The organism is Gilliamella sp. B3464, assembly GCF_026536145.1.
In the GTDB taxonomy this organism is placed as follows: Bacteria; Pseudomonadota; Gammaproteobacteria; order Enterobacterales; family Orbaceae; genus Gilliamella.
The window spans coordinates 180,724-203,680 of record NZ_JAFNOQ010000005.1; the positions used below are offsets into that span (position 1 = coordinate 180,724).

At 35.3% G+C, this 22,957-nt stretch carries 20 protein-coding genes and 1 CRISPR repeat array; of the genes, 13 read left to right on the plus strand and 7 right to left on the minus strand.

The features are described 5' to 3' along the window. Positions 1 to 17 precede the first annotated feature (17 nt). Positions 18 to 599 carry an IMPACT family protein gene (locus J3U57_RS07625; RefSeq protein WP_267344063.1) on the plus strand — a complete coding sequence of 194 codons (582 nt, stop codon included), beginning with the start codon at positions 18 to 20 and terminating at the stop codon, positions 597 to 599. Positions 600 to 1,227: 628 nt separating this feature from the next. Continuing rightward, positions 1,228 to 1,916: direct repeats of the CRISPR family, unit length 28 nt; unit sequence TTTCTAAACTACCTACACGGCAGTGAAC. Positions 1,917 to 2,158: 242 nt separating this feature from the next. On the opposite strand, the gene J3U57_RS07630 is transcribed toward J3U57_RS07625, so the two are convergent. Next, a complete protein-coding gene (locus tag J3U57_RS07630) occupies positions 2,159 to 2,794 on the minus strand; it encodes a hypothetical protein (protein ID WP_267344062.1) in 636 nt (211 codons plus the stop codon). A gap of 314 nt (positions 2,795 to 3,108) precedes the next feature. Between J3U57_RS07630 and J3U57_RS07635 the strand changes: the two genes are divergently transcribed. Continuing rightward, the gene (locus J3U57_RS07635) at positions 3,109 to 3,603 is read left to right on the plus strand and encodes a GNAT family N-acetyltransferase (RefSeq protein WP_267334246.1); all 495 of its coding nucleotides are present in this window, start codon (positions 3,109 to 3,111) and stop codon (positions 3,601 to 3,603) included. 49 nt (positions 3,604 to 3,652) lie between these two features. Then, positions 3,653 to 4,411 carry a rhomboid family intramembrane serine protease gene (locus J3U57_RS07640; RefSeq protein ID WP_267344061.1) on the plus strand — a complete coding sequence of 253 codons (759 nt, stop codon included), beginning with the start codon at positions 3,653 to 3,655 and terminating at the stop codon, positions 4,409 to 4,411. A 54-nt stretch (positions 4,412 to 4,465) separates the two neighbouring features. Here the strand turns inward: J3U57_RS07640 and lolE are convergent, their stop codons facing one another. From lolE to lolC, 3 genes are read right to left on the minus strand one after another with little or no spacing between them, the layout of a single operon-like run. Further along, a complete protein-coding gene (lolE, locus tag J3U57_RS07645) occupies positions 4,466 to 5,707 on the minus strand; it encodes a lipoprotein-releasing ABC transporter permease subunit LolE (protein WP_267344060.1) in 1,242 nt (413 codons plus the stop codon). 2 nt (positions 5,708 to 5,709) lie between these two features. Next, positions 5,710 to 6,426, minus strand: coding sequence for a lipoprotein-releasing ABC transporter ATP-binding protein LolD (gene lolD, locus J3U57_RS07650; RefSeq protein WP_267344059.1), 717 nt, complete (start codon positions 6,424 to 6,426; stop codon positions 5,710 to 5,712). Further along, positions 6,419 to 7,621, minus strand: coding sequence for a lipoprotein-releasing ABC transporter permease subunit LolC (gene lolC / locus J3U57_RS07655; RefSeq protein ID WP_416379668.1), 1,203 nt, complete (start codon positions 7,619 to 7,621; stop codon positions 6,419 to 6,421). Before lolC ends, lolD begins: the two co-directional genes overlap by 8 nt. 156 nt (positions 7,622 to 7,777) lie before the next feature. Between lolC and mfd the strand changes: the two genes are divergently transcribed. From mfd to mmuM, 4 genes are all read left to right on the plus strand, one after another. Next, positions 7,778 to 11,236 (plus strand): transcription-repair coupling factor, encoded by a 3,459-nt coding sequence (mfd, locus tag J3U57_RS07660; RefSeq protein WP_267344057.1) that lies wholly within the window; start codon positions 7,778 to 7,780, stop codon positions 11,234 to 11,236. Between the two features lie 36 nt (positions 11,237 to 11,272). Continuing rightward, positions 11,273 to 12,778, plus strand: coding sequence for a YdgA family protein (locus J3U57_RS07665; RefSeq protein WP_267344056.1), 1,506 nt, complete (start codon positions 11,273 to 11,275; stop codon positions 12,776 to 12,778). Positions 12,779 to 12,870: 92 nt separating this feature from the next. Continuing rightward, on the plus strand, positions 12,871 to 14,268 hold the full coding sequence (gene mmuP / locus J3U57_RS07670; RefSeq protein ID WP_267334239.1) for an S-methylmethionine permease: 1,398 nt from the start codon (positions 12,871 to 12,873) through the stop codon (positions 14,266 to 14,268). Continuing rightward, on the plus strand, positions 14,261 to 15,202 hold the full coding sequence (gene mmuM / locus J3U57_RS07675) for a homocysteine S-methyltransferase (protein ID WP_267344055.1): 942 nt from the start codon (positions 14,261 to 14,263) through the stop codon (positions 15,200 to 15,202). Before mmuP ends, mmuM begins: the two co-directional genes overlap by 8 nt. Positions 15,203 to 15,306: 104 nt before the next feature. Here the strand turns inward: mmuM and J3U57_RS07680 are convergent, their stop codons facing one another. Continuing rightward, the gene (locus J3U57_RS07680) at positions 15,307 to 15,921 is read right to left on the minus strand and encodes a riboflavin synthase subunit alpha (RefSeq protein ID WP_267344054.1); all 615 of its coding nucleotides are present in this window, start codon (positions 15,919 to 15,921) and stop codon (positions 15,307 to 15,309) included. Between the two features lie 428 nt (positions 15,922 to 16,349). On the opposite strand from J3U57_RS07680, the gene crcB reads away from it, so the two are divergent. Both crcB and J3U57_RS07690 read left to right on the plus strand, forming a co-directional pair. Beyond that, a complete protein-coding gene (gene crcB / locus J3U57_RS07685) occupies positions 16,350 to 16,727 on the plus strand; it encodes a fluoride efflux transporter CrcB (protein WP_065634622.1) in 378 nt (125 codons plus the stop codon). Positions 16,728 to 16,831: 104 nt separating this feature from the next. Then, positions 16,832 to 17,230, plus strand: a complete 399-nt coding sequence (locus tag J3U57_RS07690; RefSeq protein ID WP_267334236.1) for a SulA-like leucine-rich domain-containing protein — start codon at positions 16,832 to 16,834, stop codon at positions 17,228 to 17,230. Between the two features lie 222 nt (positions 17,231 to 17,452). Here J3U57_RS07690 and J3U57_RS07695 read toward each other — a convergent pair whose 3' ends face one another. After that, entirely contained in the window at positions 17,453 to 17,782 is a 330-nt protein-coding gene (locus tag J3U57_RS07695) for a hypothetical protein (RefSeq protein ID WP_267334235.1), read from the minus strand. 763 nt (positions 17,783 to 18,545) lie between these two features. Between J3U57_RS07695 and J3U57_RS07700 the strand changes: the two genes are divergently transcribed. Together J3U57_RS07700 and J3U57_RS07705 are read left to right on the plus strand one after the other, a co-directional pair. Further along, positions 18,546 to 18,977, plus strand: coding sequence for a hypothetical protein (locus tag J3U57_RS07700; protein WP_267334234.1), 432 nt, complete (start codon positions 18,546 to 18,548; stop codon positions 18,975 to 18,977). Between the two features lie 3 nt (positions 18,978 to 18,980). Then, positions 18,981 to 19,442: a MarR family winged helix-turn-helix transcriptional regulator gene (locus J3U57_RS07705; protein ID WP_267344053.1), complete on the plus strand. Its 462-nt coding sequence runs from the start codon at positions 18,981 to 18,983 to the stop codon at positions 19,440 to 19,442. 537 nt (positions 19,443 to 19,979) lie between these two features. Here the strand turns inward: J3U57_RS07705 and J3U57_RS07710 are convergent. Continuing rightward, positions 19,980 to 20,612: a TetR/AcrR family transcriptional regulator gene (locus J3U57_RS07710; protein WP_267344052.1), complete on the minus strand. Its 633-nt coding sequence runs from the start codon at positions 20,610 to 20,612 to the stop codon at positions 19,980 to 19,982. A gap of 183 nt (positions 20,613 to 20,795) precedes the next feature. Between J3U57_RS07710 and J3U57_RS07715 the strand changes: the two genes are divergently transcribed. Together J3U57_RS07715 and J3U57_RS07720 are read left to right on the plus strand one after the other, a co-directional pair. After that, complete coding sequence (locus J3U57_RS07715; RefSeq protein ID WP_267344051.1) at positions 20,796 to 22,004, plus strand: Tm-1-like ATP-binding domain-containing protein; 1,209 nt, start codon at positions 20,796 to 20,798, stop codon at positions 22,002 to 22,004. A 12-nt stretch (positions 22,005 to 22,016) separates the two neighbouring features. Next, a complete protein-coding gene (locus J3U57_RS07720; RefSeq protein ID WP_065634629.1) occupies positions 22,017 to 22,844 on the plus strand; it encodes a phosphoenolpyruvate hydrolase family protein in 828 nt (275 codons plus the stop codon). The last annotated feature ends 113 nt before the right edge of the window (positions 22,845 to 22,957 follow it).

The window sequence follows — 22,957 nt, forward strand, 5'->3', positions numbered from 1 at the left end:
ATTTTAACAGAATTAGTATGCGATATACATTAACAAATCCAGTTGAATTGACTGAAGAAATAAAAAAAAGCCGTTTTATCGTCAATGCTGCGCCCGTCACCACTGCCGATCAGGCAAGCCAATTTATTGAACAAGTTAGCGATATTAATGCTACACACAACTGCTGGGCATGGAAAATCGGTCAACACTACCGCTTTAATGACGATGGCGAACCCACCAGCACCGCAGGTCGCCCAATTCTATCAGCAATTGAAGGACAGGATTGTGATCAAGTCGTGGTAGTGGTTACGCGCTATTTTGGTGGCATAAAATTAGGTACAGGTGGATTAATTCGTGCTTACGGTGGCAGCGCCAGCCACTGCTTACAACAAGCCCAGTTGATCGAACTCATAACCCGTATTCCTCTACAATTTCACTGCTACTATAACGAATGGCCGATTATTGAAAATCGCCTTAAAGAACTCGATGCCATTATCGAACATCAAGATTTTGACGCCGAAGGCGTAGAAGTTAGCTTAGCAATCACCCAAGATAAAATCACAATATTACAAAAAAATATCAGTGATATAACACGTGGTAGAGTTTTGATAGAGGAATAACATTCTGAAAATGTTATGTTACTATTTTTTATGATTTAAAACATTAATGGTTTGGCGATGTTGAGGTTTATATTAAAATGCCCACTTTACTTCAACATCTAAGAAAGGATTGTTTCTATTTATTAAGAAATTCGTTTCTTTCATTCTTAATTTTTTGAAAAAGATTTTTTTGTTTGGTTTTGGGCGTTAATGATTTTATGAATTTTCTTTTAAGTGAAAACACCCAAGTTGGGATATTTGTGCACCCCCCCCGAAGTTACCTGTATCATCTAAGAGACTTACCGCTTCGAGTCCACCATCAGTGCAAATTTTTTCCGTAAAAATTTTCGCCCACACTGTGCTAGAAAGAGGTCTGCAAGGTGCCTTGGTCTTCGTTTCGTGTGGTTCACTGATTTGTTGCTAACAAAGTCGTGTTGCCAACCATCCCTATTTGGCATACACCGCGCGCGGTTGTCGGCACTTTATCATTGCGTAAATATTAACTTTAATAAACCCAACGGATTATTTATCCATTTTTATTTTTGTATTGGTGAGTGAAAATTTTAGATCTTTTAATAAGATTCTGTCATTTTAGGAACGCTATACAACAACACACGCCTGTCATTGAATTTTTGAGTAAGCTTTTAGTCTGTTTAACTACCTACACGGCAGTGAACAATTTCATTAGTAATTCTCCACTCTTTCACCATTTCTAAACTACCTACACGGCAGTGAACGAAGTTTTGGATATTACAGCTAGCGCGGGAATTTTCTAAACTACCTACACGGCAGTGAACATGATTTAGCATCAAACGCTGTAAAAAAATCATTTCTAAACTACCTACACGGCAGTGAACCAGATGAATTTATATGACATTCGAAACGGAAATTTCTAAACTACCTACACGGCAGTGAACCTTTAGATTTTAGTCCTAGCTCCTCAGGTTTTTTTCTAAACTACCTACACGGCAGTGAACTTGTAGATGTAACACTACAACAATCACCACGGTTTCTAAACTACCTACACGGCAGTGAACTTTTGGTTGAGTAAAATTCGATTATTGGTGCATTTTCTAAACTACCTACACGGCAGTGAACATTATTCTGGTTTTGACGGCCATTCAATGTTTTTTCTAAACTACCTACACGGCAGTGAACATAAAAATTCAGTAAATACACCAAACCCAGGTTTTCTAAACTACCTACACGGCAGTGAACACAGAAGTTCAGAAAGCAGTAAATATCGGTATTTTCTAAACTACCTACACGGCAGTGAACCTTTAAATTTTACTTTACTGTGCGGATTGGTTTTTCTAAACTACCTACACGGCAGTGAACTAGCGTGTCGATTACTATAAAGTTTGTTTGGGCAAAGGTAAATAGTGTTTTGGGTGGTTCAAACCCTTTTTTTTGATGAATTTGTAATTTATTGATTTTATTTGATTTAAAACAAGGTCAAAAAAAAGGGTTAAAAACTCGCATAAATTTGGATTAGGTAGAATTTCAGACATTAATAGTTTAATGTTTTTTCATAACGATAATTACGTCCAAAAGCTAGACTAACCCAAAATCCCCCATGTCTACCTAAACTCAACCAGATCACCAATTTGTTGGCTAAGGATTATCATCAATTCGAGTATTTGTCGATCGCCATGAATGAACATGTAAAAGGTATCTAAGCGCGGGTAAAATTTTTTCATTTCTTTGCCTTTTGGTGTTTCGGCTGGGCAAAAGTTGAAGGAGAGTACTTCATGCGTTACCATAATACACATAAAGTCATCCCAGTAGAAAACCCCTTCCATGTCCATTGCTTTATAATAGAAGCCTTCTTCATAAAAAGCACAGTATGACTCACATGGCCATTGTGCATTTTTGTAAAGTTTTTTTAATCGTCTTATTTCGGTAAAGACCGCAATATAATGACTAATTAAAGAGAACACCATACCAATTCCAAAGAGCATAATAATAAATGCCACACTAGTCATCATTTTCATTGGCAGACCAAATGTTGCCGTAATTAAAACAACGAGGATAAAAGCAACGATCGATCCACCTAAACATAAAAACCTTTTTTTAGGGAGAAACATGTGGTGAATCATTTTAGCAATTTTGGGGAGGATTTCATCGCGTGATTCTAATTTAAAATGGCGATCAAATAAAAATGTTGCCTGTTCAGGATCAAAAGCAATATAGGGTTCTTTTACCTGTTTTTTCATTATTTTTTCCTTATTACTATTTTATTTAGATTTTAATTGTCTTTTTTGTAAAAAATCAAAATATTTTCCATAAAATAATATTATTTTGCGAAAATGGCTATTGAATTTTTTGACTGGTTGTTCTGTTGACTAAAAAATATAAACAATTTAATCGTTATATAACGATTATTTACTGCGAAACTCTTTGTTGTAAGCAATCATCTTGAAAAGTATTTTTGTTCATTTTTTCAGTATAGATTAGTACAATTCACTAGTTGCTTGATATAGATAATCTCATTACAATGATGTGAAAATAGTTTTTAATAATTGAAAATATGATCACCTACCGCGATGCCACTTTAGCTGATTTACCTTTTATCGTTGATGTCTACAATTCAACCATTGCTAGCCGCATGGTGACAGCTGATACAGAAACTGTTTCAGTACAAAGCAAAGTGGCATGGTTTGAACAACATAACCCTCAAAACCGTCCGCTTTGGTTAATTCAATACCATAATCAACCATGCGGTTGGGTTAGTTTGTCATCCTTTTATGGACGACCCGCCTATAATAAAACAGTCGAAATTAGCCTTTATATCCATCAAGATTTTCGTGGTCAACAAATTGGGCAAAAAGCCGTTGAGCACATTGAGGAATTTGCTCAAAAAGTAGGAATAACCGCTATTATGAGTTATATCTTTGGTCATAATATTCCAAGCTTAGCGTTGTTTAAAAAAATGCAGTATCAACAATGGGGGCTATTTCCTAATATTGCAGAACTTGATGGGATCAAACGTGACTTAATTATACTTGGTAAGCGATTGTCCTGATTTTCATCACTGCTTATTATTCCCTACTGTTATAAAGGATCTTTTTTTAATGCGCATAGTCAATGTATTAAAAATACTTACATCACAAGCTAAAATCACAAATGTTTTAATAATGTTAAATGTGGGTTATTTTGTGGTATCACGATTATTAGGTTTCACTACATTAACCTATATGACTGATGAACAATTCCTTATTCTTTGGGGAGCAGATAATGCGGAATTAACCTTATTTTACCATGAATATTGGCGCTTATTTACCAGTATGTTTGTGCATGCTGATTTGACACATTTAGTAATGAACATGCTTGCCTTATGGAGCGTAGGCCCTATTTTAGAAAAACGCATACCAGCTTTTGTGTATATTGGCATCTACTTGTTTTCCGGTTTGTTTGGTAACTTAATCAGTGACTTTTTTTTACTTTATCAACATGTGGTTAGCTGCGGTGCGTCGGGCGCCATTATTGGTGTTATTACCTCACTATTAGCTTATAGTTTAGTATTTAAAACTAATTTCGAAGAGATGCCAATCAAAGCTATCTTAATTAGTTTAGTCTTAACCGCAGGACTGGGATTGTTACCGTCTATTAATAATATTGCCCATGTAGCGGGCGCGATTAGCGGATTTATCATAAGCTTTGCTTTCTTTACTTGTCTTAAATTGGCCCATTATCCAAGTAAATTAGGCATGATACTGCTTTTAACTTTACTTGTAATTGTAGCGGCTATATTCGTTTTATTGGTCTATGAATTAACCCCATATGAAGAATTATTTTACAAATATTTGGAGCTATATCATAAAAATAACTGAAAAAAAGCGCGAATGATTCATTTCATACCGCGCTTTTGTAATGAAAGTAAATCGCTAAAAACTATTTAAAATACGAGCAGGATCAACTTTACAAGCTCGCTTAGCAGGATAATAACTCGCAACTAAGCTTAATAACATAGCTGTAACAAATACTATTGCGACATCGGTAAAATGAATTTCTGAGGGTAAAAAATCGACAAAATAGATATGGCTATTTAAAATTTTATGTCCCATCAGTGATTCGACTACTTTCATAATATTTGATAATTGCCATGCAACTACAACACCTAATATTACGCCCATTAAACTCCCAATCAATCCAGAAATAATGCCATACCAAATAAAAATATGTTTGATCAGACCATTGGTTGCACCAAGCGTTTTAAGTATAGCAATATCACGTTGTTTATCTTTCACAGCAATAACAAGTGTAGATACAATATTAAAACAAGCAACGCCAATAACTACAATCATCGCCAAATACATAATTTGTCTTATCATCTGAATATCTCGGTACATAAAGCCATAAGCGTTTTCCCAACTATTAAAAGACAAATTCATATCCAAACCCAATGCAGCTTGAGCAATAATACGGCTTGCATCGAATACTTTATCGACATTAACCATAACACCCGTGACACTGTCACCCATGTCTAGCAACTTTTGTGCATCAGCTAGAGGCACTAAAGCCACATTGTTACTTAAGCTACCACTTAAATCTAAAATACCAACAACGTGTAAACGTACGCGCTTTGGTTGTTTAAGTTGAGTTGAGCCATTGGTTGATACTGGAAGCAATAACGAAACCCAGCTGCCCTCTTTAATTGATAATGTTTTGGCTAATCCTGCACCAATAATCACCTGTTGACTATCAGATTTAAATTCTTGCCATTTGTTATTCAATACAAATTTAGGCAGCGCACTTGTTTGGCTTTCTTGTTCAGGATCGATACCTTGCACTTCAACCGCCCCAAGTTTGCTACCATTTTCAATCAAACCAGTAAAATTGACAAAAGGCACTGCTGAAACGATATTCTTATTTTCTTTTAACTCCTTTTGCACCTGACGCCATTGTTCTAAATTGCCATATTGTGGATATAATTGTCCATGCGGTACAACCGATAAAACACGATTATGTAATTCGCGTTCAAAGCCATTCATCGCACTTAAACCAATTATTAAAGCAGCAATGCCAATAGCAATACTCAGGGTTGAGATAATCGAAATTAAAGATAACATGCCACTTTTACGACGACCTTTTCGAAATTTAATAGCCGTCAATAATGATAAATTCATAGTTAATTTTCCAGTAACGGTTTGTCTGACTCACAATTACTCAACAATTGCCCATCGCTCATAGTTAACTGTTTATCTAATTTTTTTGCCAAACTTAAATCATGCGTGACAACTAAAAAAGCGGTGCCATGTTCACGATTTAAACGAATTAACAAATCAAAAATAGTATCGGCAGTTGATTTATCCAGATTTCCTGTTGGTTCATCAGCCATCACTAATGCAGGATTATTGATTAATGCGCGACCAATAGCGACTCTCTGGCGTTCCCCACCCGAAAGTTCAGCCGGTCGATGATCTGCCCGCTTCACCAAGTTAACCGATTCTAACATTGCCATTGCCCGTTTTTTAGCTTCGTTAGCTGAAACACCGCCAATTAATAACGGCATCGCCACATTTTCAAGTGCAGTAAAATCCGGTAAAAGGTGATGAAACTGATAAACAAAACCAATTTCTTGGTTACGTAAATGCGCTTTTTGCACTTCAGACAATTGATTAAGCTGTTGTGATTTAAAAAAGATTTCGCCAGATGTTGGCTTATCTAAGCCACCAAGTAAATGTAAAAGTGTACTTTTCCCCGATCCTGAGCTACCAATAATAGCTAACATATCACTACGATAGATATCAAATGATACATTTTTTAACACTTCGGTCACCATTTTGCCTTCTTTATAGGTTTTATAAAGATTTTTAGCGCAAAGTAGTCTTTCTGAATTATTCATAACGTAAAGCCTCGGCAGGTTGAATATTAGCTGCACGATAAGCAGGATAGATAGTTGAAATTAGCGATAACATAAGCAATCCAATAATAATAAATATAATTTGTGATGGTTCAACCAACGAAGGTAACTCAATACCTGCAAATGATAATCCCAAAACTTGCATAAGTTCATTTAAATTCAAAGCAAGAATTAGACCAATAATACTGCCTAATAACGTCCCCATCACGCCGGAACTGGCACCTTGAATAATAAAAATCAGCATAATTTTAAATCGTGATAATCCTTGAGTTTTCAGGATTGCAACTTCACCTTGTTTTTCCATCACTAATAAACTTAACGAAGTGATGATATTAAATGCAGCGACAATAACAATTAAGCTTATTAATAAACCCATCACATTCTTTTCCATTTTTATAGCCTGAAATAACTCCCCGCGTTTGGCACGCCAATCATTAAATATTAAACCATCGGGCAAAGGCGTATTTGTTACCGCTGCGATATTTAGAGGGTTATCTAAAAATAGACGCCAGCTTGTAATCATATTAGCGGGATAACGTAACAGATTTCTTGCATCGGATTGGTTAATATAAATTAGCGCTTGATTGATATCATGATTGACCGAAAATAACCCAACAATATTGAATAAACGCTGAGAAGGGATTCGCCCTACTGGGGTAATTTGGCTGGCATCGGTGACCATTAAACGAATTTTATCACCGACTGTCACCCCTAATTGATTTGCTAATGTCTGCCCTAAAATTACGTTATATTGCCCAGCTTGTAGATCAGCTATCGAGCCACTATAAATATAATCATTGATAGGATCTTCATCTTCCGCTGTAATTCCCATTAATGTGCTTACGGTAATACTTTGTTCACTTTGTAATATTACATCGCCAGTCACTAATGGTGTGATTCGATTGACGCCCTTAATGCTATTAAAAAGCGTACTTGGTGTGAGATTAGGATCGATTCGACCTTGCGTTGAAGTAATTTGTGCTTGAGGAAAAAATTTCAAAATACTATTTTGCATTTGATTTTCAAGCCCATTCATTACCGACAACACGACAATTAAGCCAATCGAACCTAGCATAATCCCTATCATCGATAACCACGAGACAAAACGACCAAAGCCATCTGTTTTTTGACCATAAACATAGCGTAAGCCAATATAAAAAACTAATGGGCGAAATATTTTTGACATAAACGTTTATATTACCTAAAACTTTTAATAAAGTTTACTCGTTAAGTAGAATTTGCTTATCATACAGGATTAAACAGTTATAGAAAACAACCACGTAATTACGCTATAATCCTTCGATAACTTTTTTTGATATCAAAAAAAATTCCTATGCCTAAAACAATCAATCTATCAACACTTATTCCACAAAAACCTGGGGACATAAAACACTGTGGTCAACTAGTTGGCTCAGCTTTATCACTATTTTGTGCGCAAGCAATTCAAGCTCATAACGGATTAGTGGTGATTATTACCGATGATATGCAGCAAACCTCACGCATACACGAAGAACTAAAACAATTTTCGCCCTTTCCGTCTATTTTTTTCCCAGATTGGGAAACCTTACCTTATGACAGTTTTTCCCCACATCAAGACATTGTATCGGCGCGCTTATCTTGCTTATATCACCTTGGTCATTTAACCAAAGGTGCTCTGATCTTACCAATTAATACATTAATGCAAAAAGTTTGCCCGCAAAGCTTTTTAGGTGGGCATGTATTCATGATGAAAAAAGGTCTGCAGATAAGCCGTGAACACCTACGTTTACAATTAGAAAATGCGGGTTATCGCTCAGTAAGTCAAGTAATGGAACATGGTGAATATGCCACACGCGGCGCATTATTTGATATTTTTCCAATGGGCAGTGATAAACCTTATCGTATTGATTTTTTTGATGATGAGATTGATAGCATTCGAACTTTTGATGTTGAAAGCCAACGCACTTTTGAAGAAATTGAGCAAATTCAACTGCTACCTGCACATGAATTTCCATTTGATAAAGCAGCTATTGAGCTATTTCGTAGTCAATGGCGTGAACAATTTGCAGTGAGACTTGAGCCAGAAAGCATTTATCAGCAAGTCAGTAAAAACATCCTACCAACAGGTATTGAATATTGGCAAGCGTTATTCTTTAATGAGCCGCTGGTGCCGCTGTTTTCATATTTTTTAGATAATACTTTGATTATTAATACGGCAAATATTGAACAGTTTGCCAATAAATATTGGCAAGACATTAATCAGCGATACGAAAGCCGCCAAGTTGATCCAATGCGTCCACTATTATCACCCTCAGTTATTTGGTCTAAAACCGATGAAATATTTGCGCAATTTAAACATTATCCGCGACTTATTGTAGCAAACGAAGCCGTTAATCAATCAACTAAAAATATTAACTTACCTTTTAGTGCATTACCTGATGTTGCAATACAAATTCAACATAAAGATCCTTATTTTCATTTTGAACAATTTAATAAAGAGTTTGCGGGTAAAATTATATTTTCGGTCGAATCAGAAGGACGCAAAGAAGCGCTTCAAGAAATACTTGGTCGTCTACGTATTTATCCCACAACAATTACCCAATTAGATCAACTAGACAATATAAATGATCGCTTTTGTGTCATCGTTGGCGCAAGCGAACAAGGGTTTATAGATTTACAGCACAATTTTGCGTTTATTACTGAAAACGAATTGCTAGGACGACGAATTATCCGCCGTAAAAAAGAGTCGAAACAATCAATCAATACTGACTCGTTAATTCGTAGTTTAGCTGAATTAACACCGGGTAAACCAGTGGTACATTTAGAACATGGGGTTGGACGATATGCAGGATTAACCACACTTGAAACCGGCGGTATTACAGCAGAATATCTAATTTTACTCTATGCTAACGAGACTAAACTTTATGTACCTGTTTCGTCGCTGAATCTAATTAGTCGTTATTCAGGCGGCGATGAAGAAAATGCGCCCTTAAATAAACTAGGTACCGATGCGTGGAGTAAAGCACGGCAAAAAGCGGCTGAAAAAGTCCGCGATGTGGCAGCTGAATTACTCGATATCTATGCTGAGCGTGAAAGCAAACCTGGTTTTGAATTTAAACAAGATCGTGAACAATATAAACTCTTTTGTGAAGCTTTTCCTTATCAAGAAACGGAAGATCAACAAAATGCCATTGGTGCTGTTATTGGTGATATGTGCTCCCCTTATGCTATGGACAGATTGGTATGTGGGGATGTAGGATTTGGCAAAACCGAAGTTGCCATTCGAGCGGCTTTTTTAGCGGTAATCAATCATAAACAAGCCGCTGTTTTAGTGCCAACAACGCTATTAGCACAGCAACACTACGAAAATTTTTGCGATCGTTTTGCCAATTGGCCAATACGTATTGAAAGTTTATCCCGCTTTAAAACAGCAAAACAGCAACAAGCGGTAATTCAAGCACTGGCTGAAGGCAAAGTAGATATTGTCATCGGCACACATAAATTACTGCAAGAAGACGTGAAATGGAAAGATTTAGGCTTACTTATTGTTGATGAAGAACATCGGTTTGGGGTTCGACAAAAAGAGCGGATCAAGGCTATGCGAGCCAATATTGATATTTTAACATTGACCGCAACGCCAATTCCTAGAACGCTTAACATGGCAATGAGTGGTATGCGCGATCTCTCGATTATTGCAACGCCACCAGCTCGCCGTTTAGCTGTAAAAACGTTTGTCCGGGAATACGACGATTTAGTTATTCGTGAAGCCATTTTACGAGAAATTTTACGTGGTGGTCAGATCTACTATTTGCATAATGATGTATCAGATATCGAAGCTGTTGCTGAAAAACTAGCCGAACTGGTACCGGAAGCCCGAATTGCAATTGGTCATGGACAGATGCATGAACGCGATCTTGAAAGAATAATGAATGATTTTCATCATCAACGATTTAATCTTCTAGTCTGCACAACTATTGTCGAAACAGGTATTGATATTCCTAACGCCAATACCATTATCATTGAACGGGCAGATAAATTTGGTCTGGCACAATTACACCAACTGCGCGGACGCGTTGGGCGTTCTTACCATCAAGCTTACGCTTATCTGTTAACGCCGCACCCTAAATTACTCAGTAAAGATGCTAAAAAACGGCTTGACGCTATCGCCACATTAGAAGATTTAGGTGCAGGTTTTGCCCTCGCAACGCACGATCTTGAGATTCGTGGTGCCGGTGAATTGCTCGGCAGTGATCAAAGTGGGCAAATTGAAACCATTGGCTTTAATTTGTATATCGAATTGCTTGAAGATGCCGTTAAATCATTAAAAGAAGGTAAAGAACCAACACTCGAATCTTTACTGAATAATCAACAAACCGAGATAGAATTACGCTTACCAACATTAATTCCTGATGATTTTATTCCCGATGTTAACACACGTCTATCCCTGTATAAACGTATCGCAAGTGTCGATGATTTAGATGAGTTAACCGATATTCAAGTGGAAATGCGCGATCGCTTTGGTCAATTACCCGATGCTGTTTTGTTTTTATTAGACATTACTAAAATTCGTCATCATGCAAGCCAACTTGGCATTACTAAAATTGAATTGGGTGAAAAAGGCGGTTTCATCGAGTTTGGCCCTAACAATAAAATTTCGGTCGATTATTTAATAGAAATGATTCAAAAAGCGCCAAAAAATTATCGCCTAGAAGGCACAAATCGATTAAAATTGTTGAAATCAGAATTACAACGTCTTGAACGTATTGAATATATTAAAAATTTATTGGTTGATTTTGCTAAACATCAAGCTTAACAACATAATTCATAATTAATTTAAAAGAGAAATATAATGAAAAAAAGCACACTGGCAGTTGGTATTATTGCAATATTAGGAATTGGATACGTTGGCACAGCATGGTATACAGGTAATATCATTGAAACTAACATCGATAGTAAGTTAGAGCAAATAACAGAAATTGCCAATAAATATCAAGATGACTTTACCGTAAAATTTGCTTACAGCAATTATGAAAAGCATATTTTTTCAACAAAAATGCATTTAACCATTACCCTATCGCCTATCGATTCCCCTAATGATAGCATCAATTTATTTAACGATGATATTACCATCCACCATGGCCCTTTCCCAATTGCCGCCCTAAGCAAAGGTTGTTTAACACCGCAGATGGCTTGGATAGATTATACCATGACCGAACAGGCTTACCCTGAGCTTTGGAAACTTGCTGATAACAAGCCACTGATTACAGGGCATGCGGGTGTAAGTTATGGTCAATATTTGACTGTTGCATTGGCAAATAAAGCCATTACCATGACAAATGCCCAATGGGATGGGCTTGACGGTAAACTCGATCTTTCTGAAGGAAACTACACATTTGAAAGTAATAGTGATGCATCAAGCATTAAAAGTACGGCCAATTTAGACAAATTTGTTTATCAATTAAATGATAAAAGTTCAATTTCATTAAATAAATTAAAATTATCAGCACAACCAAATAGTGAAAAAGGCAAGATAAATTACGAGATTAGCTTTGATAACTTTAAAACTATTATGGATGATTTTGATATACAAGGCAATGTTGAAGTCAGTAATGTCAATAGCAAAGGTGTCATTGATTCAAATGATGTTAATATGGATATCGAAACAACGTTTGATAAATTTACCTTTATACCAACTGGCAAATATTCAAATATAATGTCACAAGTTGAACTGCAAAAATTTGATTTCAAGCAAAAATCTGTAGTTAACTCAACCAATACTGTCGATGGTTCAACAAAATCAACAATTGGTTCTATCATTTTAGGTCAACAAAACTTAGGCTCAACCCTTTTAGATCTGGATTTTAAAGGTGTTGATAAGAGATTCATTTTTTCAAATATAAATGAATCTTACAGTTACAACAGTGACGCTTCTAGCAATCCAGTTAATACTAAGGTAACGTTAAATAAGTTTAATTTTCACAATGCTAGTGGCGATATTAATATGACCGCAAATATTGATATTTCTGGTGTTGACAGTGATGATTTAACCATCAGTGATATTGATAATATTAATGCTTTGCAATTTAGCCTACATGCACCATTTGATGTTATGGCGCGTTTTGCTGCACAAATGGATAACCCGAAAAGCAACGAAGTCACGCCAGATCAACTATCTAAAGCTAATCAAACAGTTCAAATCATGGCAAAAATGTTCTTAAGTGGTTCTGATGCATTCGTATTTAATAACGGCAACACTAAAGGTGTATTCTCTGACATAGATTTTTCTAAAGATAAAGATGAGGTTTTAGTGAATGGTAAAACAATTGCTAAAGATGAATTTTTAAATAATCTATAATTACCTATTACATAAAATCTGATAACAGATGAGCTATTGCGCCGGTCAATTCTGGCGCAATGTTTTTTTAAATCATTGAGCAAAAACAGGTTATGAACACAAACTCCCCATCTCACAACGAAAATCAATTTAAACGTACCATGAAAACTCGGCATTTAATAATGCTATCGCTAGGGGGCGTGATTGGTACAGGGTTATTTTTTAATACAGGTTATATTATCGCAACGGCCGGCGCAGTTGGCGCAATCATCGCTTATTTAATTGGCGCATTGGTGGTTTATTTAGTCATGCTATGTCTTGGCGAACTGGCTGTTGCCATGCCCGAAACGGGCGCATTTCATACTTATGCGTCGCGATTTATCAGTCCAGGAACAGGCTACACTGTTGCTTGGCTTTATTGGTTAACTTGGACTGTAGCACTAGGTTCAAGCTTTACTGCTGCTGGTCTATGTATGCAGTATTGGTTTCCTACTGTTTCGGTTTGGATTTGGTGTCTAATTTTCTGTGTCGTGATTTTTGCTCTAAATATTATTACCGCTCAATTTTTTGCGGAAAGTGAATTTTGGTTTTCAATCATTAAAGTGGTCACCATTATCATCTTTATTATTGCTGGCTCAGCTGCAATATTTGGCTTTATTCCAATGAAAAACGACATGCCAGCACCTTTTTTACATAATATAACTGACAATGGTTGGTTTCCAAATGGCATTATTCCGATTATTATGACGATGGTTTCAGTTAATTTTGCTTTTTCTGGGACCGAATTAATAGGCATTGCTGCTGGCGAAACGCATAATCCTGAAAAGAGCATACCGTTAGCAATTAAAACCACAATTTTAAGATTGATTATCTTTTTTGTTGGCACTATTTTTGTGTTAGCCGCGTTATTACCGATGGATCAAGCTGGCGTAATTAAAAGTCCATTTGTTATGGTATTTGAAAATATTGGTTTACCTTATGCAGCTGACCTATTTAATTTTGTTATCTTAACTGCAATTTTGTCAGCAGCAAACTCTGGGCTATACGCATCAGGACGTATGCTTTGGTCACTTTCAAATCAAGGTACACTACCAAAATGCTTTAGCAAATTAACCCAAAAAGGCATTCCAACTATTGCTATCGCAGTCAGTATGCTAGGTGGGTTATTAGCACTATTTTCAAGTGTTATTGCGCCCGACTCGGTATTTGTTGCACTAACTGCTATTTCGGGTTTTGCCGTAGTTGCAGTGTGGTTAAGCATTTGTGCTTCACACTACTTTTTTAGAAAACAACTTTCAATTGCTGAGCTAAAAACACTAAAATATAAAGCCCCATTGTACCCAATTGTACCTATATTAGGTTTTATATTATGCTTAATTGCCTGTGTCGGTCTTGCGTTCGATCCAGAGCAGCGTATTGCATTATATTGTGGTATTCCTTTTGTTATTGTTTGTTTTATTGCACATCATTTTACCGAAAAATACCAAAAAAAGAGTCATGCCAATGAATAGTTGTAATCCAATAGCTGCTTTGCTAAAGCAGAAAAAATACATTGTTATTGATGGTGCGCTTGCCAGCGAATTACAACGCCGTGGTTGTGATTTAAATGATAGTTTGTGGTCTGCTAAAGTGCTTATTGAGCAACCCGAATTAATCAGTCAAGTCCATTATGAATATTTTAAAGCAGGCGCTGATTGTGCTATCACGGCAAGTTATCAAGCTACTCCGCTCGGGTTTGCCAAAAAAGGGATTGATTTAAAACAGTCCATAGCCTTAATCAAAACAAGTGTTAAACTTGCTAAGCAAGCCAAACAACGTTATTTAAATGAGCTAGCTGATAACAAGCCACTACTGATTGCAGGATCAGTTGGCCCTTATGGTGCTTATTTGGCCGATGGTTCAGAATATACGGGCGATTATCAACTAACTGAACAGCAATTTATTCAATTCCATTTGGATCGAATTAAAGCGTTAATTGAGGCAAAAGTCGATATTCTTGCTTGTGAAACGTTACCCTCTTTTCCCGAAATTCAAGCGTTAACCAAGCTTATTGCACAATTCCCAACGATAACTTGTTGGTTTTCTTTAACGTTAAAAGATGAAAATCATTTAAGTGATGGTACCCCAATATCAAAGGTGATTAACTATCTAAACAACGTTGATCAGATTGTAAGTGTTGGCATTAATTGCATTGCGTTAGAAAAAGTCACGCCAGCATTAGCGGTAATGAGTAAGCTGACAACTAAGCCTATTATTGTTTATCCTAATTCTGGTGAGCAATACGATCCTATCACCAAGCAATGGCATAAAAACCATCAACATTGCTGTACCTTTGCAAATCAAATTGATATATGGACAAAACTCGGGGCGAAATTAATCGGTGGGTGTTGCCAAACCACACCAAAGGATATTGTAGAAATAACAGCGTTATTAAATCGTCAATAAACCATTGAGCTTATAAACCTATTGCTCAATGTTATAGTTGAATATTGTAACGTTTATCGCCCATCAATTGGGATTTGATGGGTTTATATCAACACTAAATTGGCTTAGTTTTGAGTTCTTGCCGCTAGAACTCGTTCAACGGTATCGACAATTGCTTGTGTTTGCGAATCTATTTCAATATTGACATGATCACCTATTTTTTTGCTATCTAACGTGGTGATTGCTAATGTTTCAGGAATAAGATGTAAATCAAAACAATTTTGCTGTATATCACCAACAGTTAAGCTGGCACCATCAACACCAATAAATCCTTTATAGAGTACATATTTCATAAATTGGGCTGGCATAGCTAAAGTCATTTGACAATTAGTTGCTGTTTTTTGAATATTGGTAATGGTTGCCACGCAAGAAATATGTCCGGACATAACATGCCCTCCTATTTCATCACCATATTTTGCACTACGCTCAATGTTCACGTAATCATTAATTTTTTTAGCGCCCAATGTAGTAAGTGCTAAGGTTTCTTGCATAATGTCAAACGACACCCAATCTTGTTCAAAACCGGTCACAGTCAAGCAACAACCATCATTGGCAATAGACGCGCCAATTTTCAAATTGTGATTTAGCTCATCAGGCAATTTGACCTTATAAGTGCGTAGTTTATCGTGATCGATAATATCAATAATTTGCCCCACACCTTGCACAATTCCTGTAAACATAATGTATCCTTAATAAAAAACGGTTATTCGTTATTATTTTAACTTATTTAATACAAAATTAGCTAGAATTAGCATAGTTAACCGAGTTTGAAAGTCCTATAAAATAATATGTTTAAATAATTTGCCACCAATCCATGAGCCATTCATGTTACAAAAATAAAATTAACTGCACATTTTTGACTAAAAATAGTCATAAATTCGCTAAATAGAATGGCTTATTTATAGGCAGCTATTTGCCTTGATTGTCATTGAATTAGTGATCCTAATCATTGAAATAAAGTCTTATACAATTTTATTGCTTAGCTAATAATAAGATTATAACCCGAGGTATACATTTTGTTATGATCTCGGTTATAGTTAACCACCTTTGTCAACAAAACAGATAAAATATCATTAAATAAAACTATCGAATTTGTAAGGATCTTTATATGTTAAAACTTATTTTAGCTATTTCGGTTGGTTCTGTGGCTGGAGGATTATTAAGATGGTTTTTATCATTAAAATTAAATGTGATTGCCTTTGCCATTCCTATTGGTACTTTACTGTCTAATCTGATTGCGGGTTACGTTATCGGTTTTGCTATTGCATTTTTTACACATAGTCATCTTTCAGCAGAATGGCGACTGCTGGTTATTACTGGCTTTTGTGGGGGGTTATCTACCTTTTCAACATTTTCAGCCGAAATAGTTAACTTTATACAAGAAGGCAAAATAACATGGGCACTAACAACCATTGCTGTTCACGTTATTGGTTCAATATTAATGACTTTTTTAGGTATTTTATCTTATCAATATTTTCGCTCTTGATTTTATATAAATAGATTTACCTTAAAAGAATCATCAAACAGAGTTTACAACCGCGAAATACTGTATTAATATACACTGTATATAAATACAGTTTAGAGGTTATTATGTTTATTGAACATTCAACTCCACAACTTATTGCGGTTGATTTTGAATCACCTTTTCAACAATTATTACAACAACAGCAATCTTTATTAAAATCATTAAATAAAGCCAAAAAATGGCAATTATGGCTTTCAGATAGACCGATGCTAAAACGTTCATGGTTTAATACAGCTGGGCTTGATAAACAAAAAGTGATTCAATTGGCTAATTTGAAAAATGAAAATTTAATTGCAACTATTGAAAAAGCCCTGCAAAGCGAAACTTGTAGCTATATTGCTGCTTGTATTCATAATTTGAATGAACAGGATAAACAACGCTTGCAAAAGGCGGTATCAAATAGTGATACATGCTTATTATTAGTTAATGATGAACAATATCAACAGCAGACACAATATCATTAATCATTTTGAGTATTACACAGCAAAACCTTATTTAGTCATTAAATGACTAAGTTTACTATTCGCTGTTTAATGACGTGCTTGAAGAAAATTCATAGTTAACTGCTAATATTCATTTTATGCAAACAAAGTTAAATCAATAAATATAGCGTTATCATCATACAAAGGTGAGTTTAAACAACCAAAAAGATCTTTTTTTTGGGATCTTTTTAGTTGCTTGGGCATTTAATCGTACATAAAATTAATATTGACTCTATTTTTATCTAAATCAATCATCAATTCACATCCTGTCCATATTGTCTTACCGTTAGTTAAATTATTATCGATGTGAAATTGCCTTAATTTGATTAGATAACTTAATATTCCTAAATTCACATATCTTGAAGTCGTAAACCAATTTCTTTCATTAAGATCGTTGATATAATCATATTCATAATGGCAACGCTGATCATTTGATAAAAATTTAGCTTTCATAATCACTTTTTTCGCTTCTATTGGCGCGACATTAAGTAAAATTTGGCTTATACCATTATAGATACTACTATCCTCTCTCATTGCTTATCTCCTAGGATATTTCAAAAAAAATTGACAACTAACATTTTGAGTTCACGTTGAACATAAAATTAATAGGGATAATCTACAACTGATATTAAAGTACTATTTAAAATGTATTGCTTTAAATACTAAGCAAAAATCAACGGTTTTGATAAGCTTAATATTTGTCTTATTTGATCAATAAATAATGTTATTACGAATTACTAAGTTTAAAAGCAAATCTGATTTGATAAAGTGAAAGTCTAACTAGCATAATGAATGCTTAACATAATTAGATTCATCACTAGGTATATATAGTTAAAATATTGCTGGGCATTCTACGATAAAAGTGCTAAAAACCAAAACTATTAATCAATACTTGTCAGCTATTTAGTACTGTTTATTAAATGTAATGGATAATGACATGCATGACACTTATCGTGCAATCTACCTATAAAACATTTAAAATCAAATGTTAACCATTTTTTTAACCATTACTCTTTACAAGAGTTTTCCACCATAAAAACCATTTAATTTACATTATAAAAGCCTTAATTAACAAAATAACAGGTGCAGATAGACAAACCTGAGTATGCCAGAGATGATTCAACATAAAATATAAATGACTATTAAATCGCTACAGCAAAAATCTAGCTAGTATTCAATAAATTGAATAACAAAAAATCGTTCCGTTGTTGATAATACTAAATTCCAAAAATATACTTTACTAATTTAATATGTACACTTATAATAATAACACTTATTAAAATCATGGAAGAACACTATGAATACTATTACAACCTCGTTTTTACTCCCTACTACGGCTAAACCTGAACACGTATGGCAATATTATGTTGATTTATCTTTAAGAAAATTGTGGGAAACCGATCTTGAGGATTTTAAATTATTCGGTGAGATGAAAACGGGTGCAGAAGGTATATTTAAATTACAAAATACACCAGAAATGCCCGTTACTTTATCAAAGGTTATCGTTAATCAAGAATTTACTGAACAATTTATGATGCCAGAGATGGGCGTTTTCTATTTTTCACATCAAATTGTGCCAATTGCAACAAATCAATATGCATTAAAATCAGAAATATCATTAAAGCCTAATCAAAACGTAGCGGATAGTGCATCTTATCATTTCATAAAACAACTGTCTGATGATATTATTGACAAAACATATGCATTGAAAAATTTAGTTGAAAGGTAAATGATGATTCAGGACAATAAGTTTCGTACACAATTTGTAAAAGACGCTGACTCATTAGGATTTGTCTTTATGCGCACTTATTCGTCCTGGCAGACCAAAATCAAACAATGTCTAAAAAAATACGCGATTACTCATCCCCAATTTATTGTACTGGCAACGCTTGCTTATCTATCCCAATCTGATGACGAAATAACCCAAGTAATATTAGCGACCAAAACCAATATTGATGTCATGACAATTTCGCAAATTTTAGATAATTTAGAAAAAAAAGGGTTAGTAAAGCGATCGACCTCAATCAAAGATAGCCGAGCAAAGCGTATTAATTTGACACAAAGTGGTTTAGATAAAGCCAATGAAACAGTATCTTTAGTGGAAGCGATCGATAATCAATTTTTTTCAGTATTGGGCAATAACACGCCAATTTTTCATCAAATGCTATCAAAATTGTTAGACGGTAATCATTAAACTTATGCTAGAGAACAAGTTAGCCATAATCGATTAAACAACTAAAAACAACAACAAACGGATGAAGCAAATCTCACAAATTTACTTTTAATTTTTCCCTCCTTTTCATCAATCACTATTAAATAAAAGTCTGTACTCAGTTTTAGCGTGCTAGCGTTTTACTTGTTATTAGCATTTTTGCGGATAAAAGCCCAATTGTGTCTAGTCATTTTAGGTTGGTCTACATATAAACATGCTGGATAATAAATCATAGCACTTTAAGTTTAGAGGTAATCAGCATTACACACTCAATACTATTTTCAATTTTATTGCTGAATAAAAAATAAGGCACTTTTTCCAATATGCTTTTAACGTACTTGCTTGTTTTAATTAAGCTAAGTTGATGTTCTCACGTTGCTAGGGCTGATAAGGCTAAGGCATTTTTCATCATTTTCTTTACGCTGATACTACACTTTTAGTGTAGATTATTATCAACAGATTCAATACACTTTAATGTAGTTCAATTAATTAAGGTGTTGAGCTGCTAGCATACTGCGTTTATTGAATTTTTAGCGCATCTTGTTTAGCCTGATTAATGACTGCTTTAGCCATCCATTGTGACAAAGATACTACCTGTTGGTTATCGAGTTTCCAGATATCTTTCAGCACTAAAAATATTTCTGACCCATAAATAACCGAAATCGCATGCAAAACATTATTATAGATTTGTTCAGGCATTTGAGATTTAAGTGGTTTTAAAATAGTTGATAAAATTTCCTTCCGGTTACCACGAACTAACTTATCACTTTGTTGAGATGACGTTGTTCTTTCTGCTGCCCATTGTTGTAATGAAATTCTTAATGCTGCACGAAGTGCCCCTTCATGTTTTAACATTTGTGGAAAGGCAAAAGCTAAAAAATCCAATATTTGTTGATCTGGATCTTGATTATCGGATTGCCAGTAAAAGATCGGCTCTAATGCGCTTTCTACAACAGCAGCAATTAAGTCGCTTTGAGTTGGAAAGTAACGATAAGCTGTGGCTCTAGATATGCCCGATTTATCTGCAAGTTCAGTAATCGTCAGTTCACACCCCTGCTCTAGGGCATTTAGTGCAGTATTGATTAAACGATCAAACGTTCGTTTTTTCACACCGCTATATTTAGGTGATGAAGCTAAGCTGTTATGAGTCATACGGTCAATTTTCTAATTACATTTTTAATGTATATATCATACTTCAATTTTCGGTATTCAATAAATTTTATGATTTAACAAAAAAATGAGACTAAAGTCTCATTTTTGATTTATAATATGTGGCAGACTATCACCCCATAGGTCAAAGTATCGAATTTTAATTTATCCATAAAGGAGGGATAAATGACATCTAACAATATGATTTATTTAGTATCGACACTTGATACCAAAGGGGAAGAAATTGTTTATATTAAAAACCTGCTCGCTGAAAAAGATTTAATCTGTAAAATTGTCGACTTATCAACGCAGCCCCATGCTTTTAATCATCTGGCTGATGTCAGTGCCAGTCTGATTGCTAGTTTTCATCCTGAAGGTAGTGGTGCTGTTTTTTGTGGTGATAGAGGAAAAGCCATTGTCGCAATGGCGAAAGCATTTGAGCTATTTTTATCTAAACAAAACGATATTGGTGCAATACTGGGGTTGGGCGGTTCAGGCGGCACTGCATTAATTACACCGGCTATGCAGTCATTAGCAATTGGTATACCTAAATTGATGGTATCAACCATGGCATCGGGTGACATTTCGGGTTATATCGGTGCTAGTGATATTGCCATGATGTACTCAGTTACTGATATTGCTGGGATAAACGTTATCTCAAGAAAAATTTTAAGCAATGCAGCAAACTTTATCGCTGGTTCAATATTATTTAAAAAGCAAGAAGTGGTCGAAGATAAACCAGCGATAGGGTTAACGATGTTTGGTGTAACAACGCCATGTGTACAATCTGTTTCCGCTCAGCTTCATGATCAATATGATTGCTTAATTTTTCATGCCACGGGTAGTGGTGGAAAGGCAATGGAAAAATTGGCCGATAGCCACCTTTTACATGGCGTGCTTGACATTACAACAACCGAAGTATGCGACTATTTATTTGGCGGTGTATTGGCTTGCGATGATAATCGGTTTGATGCGATAGCTAGAAGCCAAATACCTTATATTGGATCTTGTGGGGCACTCGATATGGTTAATTTTGCAAGCCCTGATACCATTCCTGAAAAATATCAAAATCGATTGTTCTATCCACACAATCCGCAAGTAACATTAATGAGAACCACACCAGAAGAAAATCAACAAATGGCGAATTGGATTGCAAATAAACTTAACCAATGCCAAGGATATGTCACCTTTATCATCCCCGAAGAAGGATTTTCAGCCTTAGATATAAAAGGCGGTGCGTTTTGGTCACCAGACGCTAACAAAGCCTTTATTGAAGAGTTCGAAAAAACGTATATGGTCACCGAAAAAAGACGATTAATTAAAGTTCCTTATCACATAAACTCACCACAGTTTTGTGATCTAATTATCAACGAATTTAAAAAAATAATGAAATAAATGGAGAGAATTATGACAAGTAAACGCGCACAGTTGTTAAAAAAATTTCACGATATGATAGCTAAAGGCCAACCAATTATTGGTGGCGGTGCTGGTACTGGATTGTCGGCTAAATGCGAAGAAGCGGGTGGTATCGATCTCATTGTTATCTATAATTCTGGCCGTTATCGTATGGCGGGTCGTGGTTCGCTAGCAGGTTTACTTGCTTATGGGAATGCCAACGAAATTGTTATGGATATGGCAAAAGAGGTGTTACCGGTAGTTAAAAATACCCCTGTGCTAGCTGGCGTAAATGGTACAGACCCATTTTGTCAATTTGATCAGTTTTTAGATAAATTAAAAGAAACCGGTTTTGCAGGCGTACAAAACTTTCCAACTGTTGGTTTAATCGATGGTAACTTTAGGGCAAATCTTGAAGAAACAGGCATGGGGTATGCGTTAGAAGTTGAGATGATTCGTCAAGCAAATCAAAAAGATTTACTGACAACACCTTATGTATTTAGTGAACAAAATGCTATTGATATGGCAAAAGCCGGCGCAGATATTTTAGTACCTCATATGGGACTAACAACCGGCGGAAGTATCGGGGCAGAAACTGCACTAAAACTTGCTGACTGTGTACCACTAATTAATCAATGGGCAAAAGCAGCGAAGGCAATTCGACCTGATATCATCATACTATGTCATGGTGGTCCAATTGCAACCCCTGAAGATGCTGAGTATATTTTACAAAATTGTCCAGATTGTAATGGTTTCTATGGTGCAAGCTCAATGGAACGTTTACCGACCGAAATTGCTCTAAAACAGACCACTCAGCAATTTAAAGCGATTCGTCGTTAATCTATAATCGCCAAAAACTGCACAAAATTATTAAAGAACGGCTCAATCATCCTAGAGCCGTTACTTTAACATTAAATACCTCAAGCAATATTCTTTATAAAATACGTATAGCC

Coding starts and splice junctions, on each gene's coding strand:
- J3U57_RS07625 (WP_267344063.1), top strand. CDS start 18: ATGCGATATACATTAACAAATCCAGTTGAATTGACTGAAGAAATAAAA.
- J3U57_RS07630 (WP_267344062.1), bottom strand. CDS start 2,794: ATGAAAAAACAGGTAAAAGAACCCTATATTGCTTTTGATCCTGAACAG.
- J3U57_RS07635 (WP_267334246.1), top strand. CDS start 3,109: ATGATCACCTACCGCGATGCCACTTTAGCTGATTTACCTTTTATCGTT.
- J3U57_RS07640 (WP_267344061.1), top strand. CDS start 3,653: ATGCGCATAGTCAATGTATTAAAAATACTTACATCACAAGCTAAAATC.
- lolE (WP_267344060.1), bottom strand. CDS start 5,707: ATGAATTTATCATTATTGACGGCTATTAAATTTCGAAAAGGTCGTCGT.
- lolD (WP_267344059.1), bottom strand. CDS start 6,426: ATGAATAATTCAGAAAGACTACTTTGCGCTAAAAATCTTTATAAAACC.
- mfd (WP_267344057.1), top strand. CDS start 7,778: ATGCCTAAAACAATCAATCTATCAACACTTATTCCACAAAAACCTGGG.
- J3U57_RS07665 (WP_267344056.1), top strand. CDS start 11,273: ATGAAAAAAAGCACACTGGCAGTTGGTATTATTGCAATATTAGGAATT.
- mmuP (WP_267334239.1), top strand. CDS start 12,871: ATGAACACAAACTCCCCATCTCACAACGAAAATCAATTTAAACGTACC.
- mmuM (WP_267344055.1), top strand. CDS start 14,261: ATGAATAGTTGTAATCCAATAGCTGCTTTGCTAAAGCAGAAAAAATAC.
- J3U57_RS07680 (WP_267344054.1), bottom strand. CDS start 15,921: ATGTTTACAGGAATTGTGCAAGGTGTGGGGCAAATTATTGATATTATC.
- crcB (WP_065634622.1), top strand. CDS start 16,350: ATGTTAAAACTTATTTTAGCTATTTCGGTTGGTTCTGTGGCTGGAGGA.
- J3U57_RS07690 (WP_267334236.1), top strand. CDS start 16,832: ATGTTTATTGAACATTCAACTCCACAACTTATTGCGGTTGATTTTGAA.
- J3U57_RS07695 (WP_267334235.1), bottom strand. CDS start 17,782: ATGAGAGAGGATAGTAGTATCTATAATGGTATAAGCCAAATTTTACTT.
- J3U57_RS07700 (WP_267334234.1), top strand. CDS start 18,546: ATGAATACTATTACAACCTCGTTTTTACTCCCTACTACGGCTAAACCT.
- J3U57_RS07705 (WP_267344053.1), top strand. CDS start 18,981: ATGATTCAGGACAATAAGTTTCGTACACAATTTGTAAAAGACGCTGAC.
- J3U57_RS07710 (WP_267344052.1), bottom strand. CDS start 20,612: ATGACTCATAACAGCTTAGCTTCATCACCTAAATATAGCGGTGTGAAA.
- J3U57_RS07715 (WP_267344051.1), top strand. CDS start 20,796: ATGACATCTAACAATATGATTTATTTAGTATCGACACTTGATACCAAA.
- J3U57_RS07720 (WP_065634629.1), top strand. CDS start 22,017: ATGACAAGTAAACGCGCACAGTTGTTAAAAAAATTTCACGATATGATA.